Origin of the sequence: Enterobacter sp. ZOR0014, assembly GCF_000798855.1 — a bacterium.
GTDB lineage: Bacteria > Pseudomonadota > Gammaproteobacteria > Enterobacterales > Enterobacteriaceae > Enterobacter > Enterobacter kobei.
The window spans coordinates 1-7,016 of sequence record NZ_JTLF01000381.1; the positions used below are offsets into that span (position 1 = coordinate 1).

The following is a 7,016-nucleotide window of genomic DNA, read 5'->3' on the forward strand; positions in this document are numbered from 1 at the left end:
CTTACGCATAGCTATTCAAAAATCAGGTCGTTTGAGTGATGATTCACGCGAACTGCTGGCCCGCTGCGGGATTAAAATCAACCTGCACACCCAGCGCCTGATTGCTCTGGCTGAAAACATGCCGATCGACATTCTGCGCGTGCGTGATGACGATATTCCAGGCCTGGTCATGGATGGCGTCGTTGATCTCGGGATTATCGGTGAAAACGTGCTGGAAGAAGAATTGCTGACCCGCCGTGCACAGGGCGAAGACCCGCGTTACTTCACCCTGCGTCGTCTGGACTTTGGCGGCTGCCGCCTGTCGCTGGCAACGCCGGTTGATGAACCCTGGGACGGTCCGGCCGCGCTGAATGGCAAACGTATCGCCACCTCCTACCCTCACCTGTTAAAGCGTTATCTGGATCAGAAAGGCGTGCAGTTTAAATCCTGCCTGCTGAACGGCTCGGTTGAAGTGGCACCGCGTGCGGGTCTGGCGGACGCTATCTGTGACCTCGTCTCTACCGGCGCGACGCTGGAAGCGAACGGCCTGCGCGAGGTCGAAGTGATTTACCGCTCCAAAGCGTGTCTGATCCAGCGTGATGGCGATATGGCCGATGCCAAGCAGCAGCTCATCGACAAACTGCTGACCCGTATTCAGGGCGTGATTCAGGCACGTGAATCAAAATACATCATGATGCATGCGCCGACCGAGCGTCTGGATGAAGTGATTGCCCTGCTGCCGGGCGCAGAACGTCCAACCATTCTGCCACTGGCGGGCGATCAGCAGCGCGTGGCAATGCACATGGTCAGTAGCGAAACCCTCTTCTGGGAAACCATGGAAAAACTGAAGGCGCTGGGCGCAAGCTCCATTCTGGTGCTGCCAATTGAGAAGATGATGGAGTAACGGCCATGCGTTTTAACACAATCATCGACTGGAATACCTGTAGCGACGCACAGCAGCGCGAGCTGCTGATGCGCCCGGCGATTTCCGCCTCCGAAAGCATCTCCCGCACCGTGGCGGAGATCCTTGATAGCGTCAAAACGCGTGGCGATGACGCGCTGCGTGAATACAGTGCAAAGTTTGATAAAACCGAAGTGGGCGCGCTACAGGTCACCGGGCAGGAAATCGCAGAGGCGGAAAGCCGCCTCGGTGACGACATCAAACAGGCGATGGCCGTCGCGGTGAAAAACATTGAGACCTTCCACGTCGCGCAGAAACTGCCGACCGTGGATGTAGAAACCCTGCCCGGCGTGCGTTGCCAGCAGGTGACGCGCCCGGTAGCGTCAGTCGGGCTTTATATCCCTGGCGGTTCAGCGCCGCTGTTTTCAACCGTATTAATGCTCGCAACCCCGGCGCGTATCGCCGGATGCCAGAAAGTGGTGCTGTGCTCTCCGCCACCGATTGCCGATGAGATCCTTTATGCGGCAAAGCTGTGCGGCGTACAGGCAGTCTATAAAGTGGGCGGTGCCCAGGCCATTTCGGCCCTGGCGTTCGGGACTGAGTCCATTCCGAAGGTCGACAAAATCTTTGGACCGGGCAACGCGTATGTAACCGAAGCCAAGCGCCAGGTCAGCCAGCGTCTGGACGGTGCGGCAATTGATATGCCAGCCGGCCCTTCTGAGGTACTGGTGATTGCCGACAGCGGCGCAACGCCGGATTTCGTGGCGTCCGACCTGCTTTCACAGGCAGAACACGGCCCGGACTCCCAGGTCATTTTGCTGACACCGGACGCCGATATGGCTAAACGTGTGGGTGAGGCCGTTGAGCGTCAGCTTGCCGACCTGCCCCGTGCCGACACGGCACGCCAGGCATTATCCGCCAGCCGCCTGATTGTGGCGCGTGACCTGGAACAGTGCATTGCTATTTCCAACCAGTACGGCCCGGAGCATCTGATTATTCAGACCCGCAACGCCCGCGATCTGGTCGACAGCATTACCAGCGCTGGCTCGGTGTTCCTCGGCGACTGGTCACCGGAATCCGCGGGCGACTACGCTTCTGGTACCAACCACGTTCTGCCGACGTATGGCTATACCTCAACCTGTTCCAGCCTGGGCCTGGCAGATTTCCAGAAACGGATGACCGTGCAGGAACTTTCCCGAGAAGGGTTTGCCTCGCTGGCTTCAACTATTGAGACGCTGGCCGCCGCCGAACGTCTGACTGCCCACAAAAATGCCGTTACGCTGCGCGTTGCAGCGCTGAAGGAGCAAGCATGAACATTGAAGAATTAGCCCGCGAAAATGTCCGTCGCCTGACGCCTTATCAGTCCGCGCGCCGCCTGGGTGGCAAAGGCGATGTCTGGCTGAACGCCAACGAATTCCCGACGGCGGTGCAGTTTGAGCTGTCGCAGCAAACGTTGAACCGTTATCCGGAGTGTCAGCCGAAAGCGGTAATCGAAAACTACGCCCAGTACGCAGGCGTGAAACCGGAGCAGGTGCTGGTCAGCCGTGGGGCAGACGAAGGCATTGAACTGCTGATCCGCGCGTTCTGCGAGCCGGGAAAAGACGCAGTAATGTACTGCCAGCCAACCTACGGCATGTACAGCGTCAGCGCCGAAACCTTCGGCGTGGCGTGCCGCAACGTGCAGGCGCTGGAGAACTGGCAGCTGGATCTGCAGGGGATTGCTGACAATCTTGACGGCGTAAAAGTCGTGTTTGTCTGCAGCCCGAACAATCCAACCGGACAGATTATCACGCCACAGGATATTCGTACCCTGCTGGAAATGACGCGCGGTAAAGCGCTGGTGGTCGCGGACGAAGCCTATATTGAGTTCTGCCCACAGGCGACGCTGACAGGCTGGCTTGAGGAGTATCCGCATCTTGTTGTCCTGCGCACACTGTCGAAGGCTTTCGCCCTCGCGGGCTTGCGCTGCGGATTCACCCTGGCGAATAAAGCAGTCATCGACCTGCTTTTGAAAGTCATCGCCCCGTATCCACTTTCCACGCCGGTTGCGGATATTGCGGCACAGGCGTTGACGCCTCAGGGCATTAATGCGATGCGCGAACGCGTGGCGCAGATCCTGGAAGAACGCCAGTACCTGGTCACCGCCCTGAAGGATATTGCGTGCGTGGAGCAGGTGTTTGACTCGGAAACCAATTACATCCTGGTGCGTTTTACCGCCTCGAGTGCCGTATTTAAATCTTTGTGGGATCAGGGCATTATCTTACGAGACCAGAATAAACAACCTTCCCTGAGCGGCTGCCTGCGCATTACCGTAGGCACCCGCGCAGAGAGCCAGCGCGTGATTGACGCCCTGAAAGCGGAGAAAGTATGACCCAGAAGATCCTTTTCATCGATCGTGACGGCACCCTTATTTCGGAGCCACCAGCCGATTTTCAGGTCGATCGTTTCGACAAACTGGCTTTTGAACCGGACGTGATACCGGTGCTGCTTACGCTGCAAAAAGCCGGTTATAAGCTGGTGATGATCACCAACCAGGACGGTCTGGGTACCGACAGCTTCCCGCAGGCAGACTTTGACGGCCCCCATAATTTAATGATGCAGGTGTTGACCTCTCAGGGCGTAGTGTTCGATGAAGTACTGATTTGTCCGCACATGCCAGCCGATGAGTGCGACTGCCGTAAGCCAAAAGTGAAGCTGGTTGAGCGCTATCTGGCTGAGGATATGCTGGATAAAACCAACAGCTATGTCATCGGGGATCGCATCACTGATATTACGCTGGCGGAAAATATGGGCATTGCGGGGCTTCGCTACGACCGCAACAATCTTAGCTGGGCAAAGATTGGCGAACAGCTGACAAAACGTGACCGCTACTCGCACGTTGAACGCAACACCAAAGAGACACAGATTGATGTGAAGGTCTGGCTGGACCGTGAAGGCGGCAGCAAGATCCACACCGGTGTCGGTTTCTTTGACCATATGCTGGACCAGATTGCCACCCACGGCGGTTTCCGCATGGAAATCTCGGTGAAGGGTGACCTTTACATTGACGATCACCACACCGTAGAAGATACCGGTCTGGCGCTGGGTGAAGCCCTGAAGCTGGCGCTCGGCGACAAACGCGGCATCAACCGTTTTGGCTTTGTTCTTCCGATGGACGAATGTCTGGCGCGCTGCGCGATGGACATCTCCGGTCGTCCGCACCTGGAATACAAAGCTGACTTCACCTATCAGCGCGTGGGCGATCTCAGCACCGAAATGGTGGAGCATTTCTTCCGTTCCTTGTCCTACACCATGGGCCTGACGTTGCATCTGAAAACGAAAGGCAAAAACGATCACCACCGCGTGGAAAGTCTGTTTAAAGCCTTTGGCCGTACGCTGCGTCAGGCGATCCGCGTGGAAGGTGACGCCCTTCCCTCGTCGAAAGGAGTGCTGTGATGAACGTGGTGATTCTGGACACCGGATGCGCCAACCTGAACTCCGTCAAATCGGCCATTGCGCGCCACGGCTACGAGCCGGTGGTGAGCCGTGATCCGGACGTGGTATTGCGCGCCGACAAGCTTTTCCTGCCCGGCGTAGGCACCGCCCAGGCGGCGATGGATCAGATCCACGAGCGCGAGCTGGTCGATTTGATCAAAGCCTGTACCCAACCGGTACTGGGGATTTGCTTAGGCATGCAGCTTCTGGGTCGCCGCAGCGAAGAGAGCAACGGCGTTGACCTACTGGGTATTATTGACGAAGACGTACCGAAAATGACCGACCACGGCCTGCCGCTACCACATATGGGGTGGAACCGCGTTTACGCGAAAGCAGGTGACCGTCTGTTTCGCGGCATCGAAGACGGTGCGTATTTTTACTTCGTGCACAGCTACGCCATGCCGGTGAACGCCCATACCATCGCCCAGTGCAACTACGGCGAGGCATTTACTGCCGCGGTGCAGAAAGACAATTTCTTCGGCGTGCAGTTTCACCCGGAACGTTCGGGCGCCGCGGGCGCGCAGTTGCTGAAAAACTTCCTGGAGATGTGATGATCATTCCCGCTTTAGATTTAATTGACGGCACGGTTGTCCGTCTGCATCAGGGCGATTACGGCCAGCAGCGTGACTACGGGAACGACCCGCTGCCGCGTCTGCAGGATTATGCGGCTCAGGGCGCGCAGGTATTGCATCTGGTGGATTTGACGGGCGCGAAAGATCCGGCGAAACGCCAGATCCCGCTGCTGAAAAACCTGGTTGCTGGCGTTAATGTGCCCGTACAGGTCGGCGGCGGCGTGCGTACGGAAGAGGACGTTGCGGCACTGCTGGATGCAGGCGTGGCGCGCGTGGTGGTAGGCTCAACCGCGGTCAACGATCCTGAGACCGTGAAAGGCTGGTTCCGCCGCTTCGGCGCCGATGCGCTGGTGCTGGCGCTGGACGTTCGCATTGACGAACAAGGTAATAAGCAGGTGGCGATCAGCGGCTGGCAGGAAAACTCCGGGATAACGCTGGAAGAACTGGTCGAGATGTATCTGCCCGTTGGCCTGAAGCACGTGCTGTGCACCGATATCTCTCGCGACGGTACGCTGGCAGGCTCTAATGTCTCGCTGTATGAAGAGGTTTGTGCACGTTATCCGCAGGTGGCGTTCCAGTCTTCAGGCGGCATCGGCGATATAGACGACGTGGCTGCGCTGCGCGGTACCGGTGTAAAGGGTGTGATTGTAGGCCGTGCCCTGCTGGAAGGTAAATTTACTGTAATGGAGGCGATTCAATGCTGGCAAAACGGATAATCCCTTGTCTTGACGTACGCGACGGTCAGGTTGTGAAAGGCGTGCAGTTCCGCAACCACGAGATTATTGGCGACATCGTTCCGCTGGCAAAACGTTATGCCGATGAAGGCGCAGACGAACTGGTCTTTTACGATATTACCGCCTCAAGCGATGGTCGCGTGGTCGACAAAAGCTGGGTCGCGCGCGTGGCGGAAGTGATTGATATTCCGTTTTGTGTCGCGGGCGGGATTAAGTCCGCTGACGACGCGGCCAAAATTCTCTCTTTTGGTGCCGACAAGATTTCCATCAACTCCCCTGCCCTGGCCGACCCGGAGCTGATTACCCGTCTGGCCGATCGCTTTGGCGTGCAGTGCATTGTGGTTGGGATCGACACCTGGTATGACGCTGCAACCGGTAAATATCACGTCAACCAGTATACCGGTGATGAGAGCCGGACGCGTGTCACCCAATGGGAAACGCTGGACTGGGTGCAGGAAGTGCAGAAGCGCGGCGCGGGTGAGATTGTGCTGAACATGATGAACCAGGACGGCGTGCGTAACGGGTATGACCTCGAGCAACTGAAAAAAGTCCGCGCGGTCTGCCACGTGCCGCTGATTGCCTCCGGCGGTGCGGGCACCATGGAGCACTTCCTGGAAGCTTTCCGTGATGCGAACGTAGACGGTGCGCTGGCGGCGTCCGTGTTCCACAAACAGATTATTAATATTGGTGAGTTAAAGACGTACCTGGCCGACCAGGGCGTGGAGATCAGGGTATGTTAACAGAGCAACAACAGGCGCAGCTGGACTGGGAAAAAACTGACGGATTACTGCCGGTGGTTGTACAGCATGCCGTCTCAGGCGAAGTGCTGATGCTGGGGTATATGAACAAGGACGCGCTGGCGAAAACGATCGACAGCGGCAAGGTGACGTTTTTCTCACGCACGAAACAGCGTCTGTGGACCAAAGGTGAAACCTCAGGTCATTTCCTGAATGTGATCAGCATGGCGCCAGACTGCGATAACGACACCCTGCTGGTGCTGGCCAATCCGATCGGGCCGACCTGCCACAAGGGCACCAGCAGCTGCTTCGGTGAGGCGAGCCACCAGTGGCTGTTCCTGTATCAACTGGAACAGCTACTGGCAGAGCGTAAAACGGCGGATCCTGAAAGCTCCTATACCGCGAAGCTGTATGCCAGCGGGACTAAGCGTATTGCGCAGAAGGTGGGAGAGGAAGGCGTTGAGACGGCTCTGGCTGCGACGGTGCATGACCGCGAGGAGCTGACTAATGAAGCGTCGGATTTGATGTATCACCTTCTGGTGCTGCTGCAGGATCAGGAGCTGGATTTGACGGCGGTGATCGAGAATCTTCGTAAGCGCCACAAATAAAAAACCGGGGA

Annotated in this window: 8 protein-coding genes; all 8 read left to right on the forward strand. The window is 57.3% G+C overall.

What is annotated here, in order from left to right; genetic code table 11:
- Nucleotides 1–883: ATP phosphoribosyltransferase (gene hisG / locus L977_RS21525; protein ID WP_047626897.1), on the forward strand; the 883-nt coding region annotated here is incomplete at its 5' end.
- 5 nt (nt 884–888) lie between these two features.
- On the forward strand, nt 889–2,193 hold the full coding sequence (gene hisD / locus L977_RS21530; protein WP_045134939.1) for a histidinol dehydrogenase: 1,305 nt from the start codon (nt 889–891) through the stop codon (nt 2,191–2,193).
- Nucleotides 2,190–3,251: a histidinol-phosphate transaminase gene (hisC, locus tag L977_RS21535; RefSeq protein ID WP_014884468.1), complete on the forward strand. Its 1,062-nt coding sequence runs from the start codon at nt 2,190–2,192 to the stop codon at nt 3,249–3,251. Before hisD ends, hisC begins: the two co-directional genes overlap by 4 nt.
- Nucleotides 3,248–4,315, forward strand: coding sequence for a bifunctional histidinol-phosphatase/imidazoleglycerol-phosphate dehydratase HisB (gene hisB, locus L977_RS21540; protein WP_014884469.1), 1,068 nt, complete (start codon nt 3,248–3,250; stop codon nt 4,313–4,315). Before hisC ends, hisB begins: the two co-directional genes overlap by 4 nt.
- A complete protein-coding gene (gene hisH / locus L977_RS21545; RefSeq protein ID WP_014884470.1) occupies nt 4,315–4,905 on the forward strand; it encodes an imidazole glycerol phosphate synthase subunit HisH in 591 nt (196 codons plus the stop codon). Before hisB ends, hisH begins: the two co-directional genes overlap by 1 nt.
- Nucleotides 4,905–5,642: a 1-(5-phosphoribosyl)-5-[(5-phosphoribosylamino)methylideneamino]imidazole-4-carboxamide isomerase gene (gene hisA, locus L977_RS21550; RefSeq protein ID WP_047626898.1), complete on the forward strand. Its 738-nt coding sequence runs from the start codon at nt 4,905–4,907 to the stop codon at nt 5,640–5,642. Before hisH ends, hisA begins: the two co-directional genes overlap by 1 nt.
- Complete coding sequence (gene hisF, locus L977_RS21555) at nt 5,624–6,400, forward strand: imidazole glycerol phosphate synthase subunit HisF (RefSeq protein WP_023330862.1); 777 nt, start codon at nt 5,624–5,626, stop codon at nt 6,398–6,400. The genes hisA and hisF overlap by 19 nt, the downstream gene beginning before the upstream one ends.
- Nucleotides 6,394–7,005, forward strand: coding sequence for a bifunctional phosphoribosyl-AMP cyclohydrolase/phosphoribosyl-ATP diphosphatase HisIE (gene hisIE, locus L977_RS21560; RefSeq protein ID WP_047626899.1), 612 nt, complete (start codon nt 6,394–6,396; stop codon nt 7,003–7,005). The genes hisF and hisIE overlap by 7 nt, the downstream gene beginning before the upstream one ends.
- The last annotated feature ends 11 nt before the right edge of the window (nt 7,006–7,016 follow it).

What these genes read in the sequence shown, in the direction of transcription:
- hisB (WP_014884469.1), top strand. Translation starts at nt 3,248, where the DNA reads ATGACCCAGAAGATCCTTTTCATCGATCGTGACGGCACCCTTATTTCG.
- hisA (WP_047626898.1), top strand. Translation starts at nt 4,905, where the DNA reads ATGATCATTCCCGCTTTAGATTTAATTGACGGCACGGTTGTCCGTCTG.
- hisIE (WP_047626899.1), top strand. Translation starts at nt 6,394, where the DNA reads ATGTTAACAGAGCAACAACAGGCGCAGCTGGACTGGGAAAAAACTGAC.
- hisC (WP_014884468.1), top strand. Translation starts at nt 2,190, where the DNA reads ATGAACATTGAAGAATTAGCCCGCGAAAATGTCCGTCGCCTGACGCCT.
- hisF (WP_023330862.1), top strand. Translation starts at nt 5,624, where the DNA reads ATGCTGGCAAAACGGATAATCCCTTGTCTTGACGTACGCGACGGTCAG.
- hisD (WP_045134939.1), top strand. Translation starts at nt 889, where the DNA reads ATGCGTTTTAACACAATCATCGACTGGAATACCTGTAGCGACGCACAG.
- hisH (WP_014884470.1), top strand. Translation starts at nt 4,315, where the DNA reads ATGAACGTGGTGATTCTGGACACCGGATGCGCCAACCTGAACTCCGTC.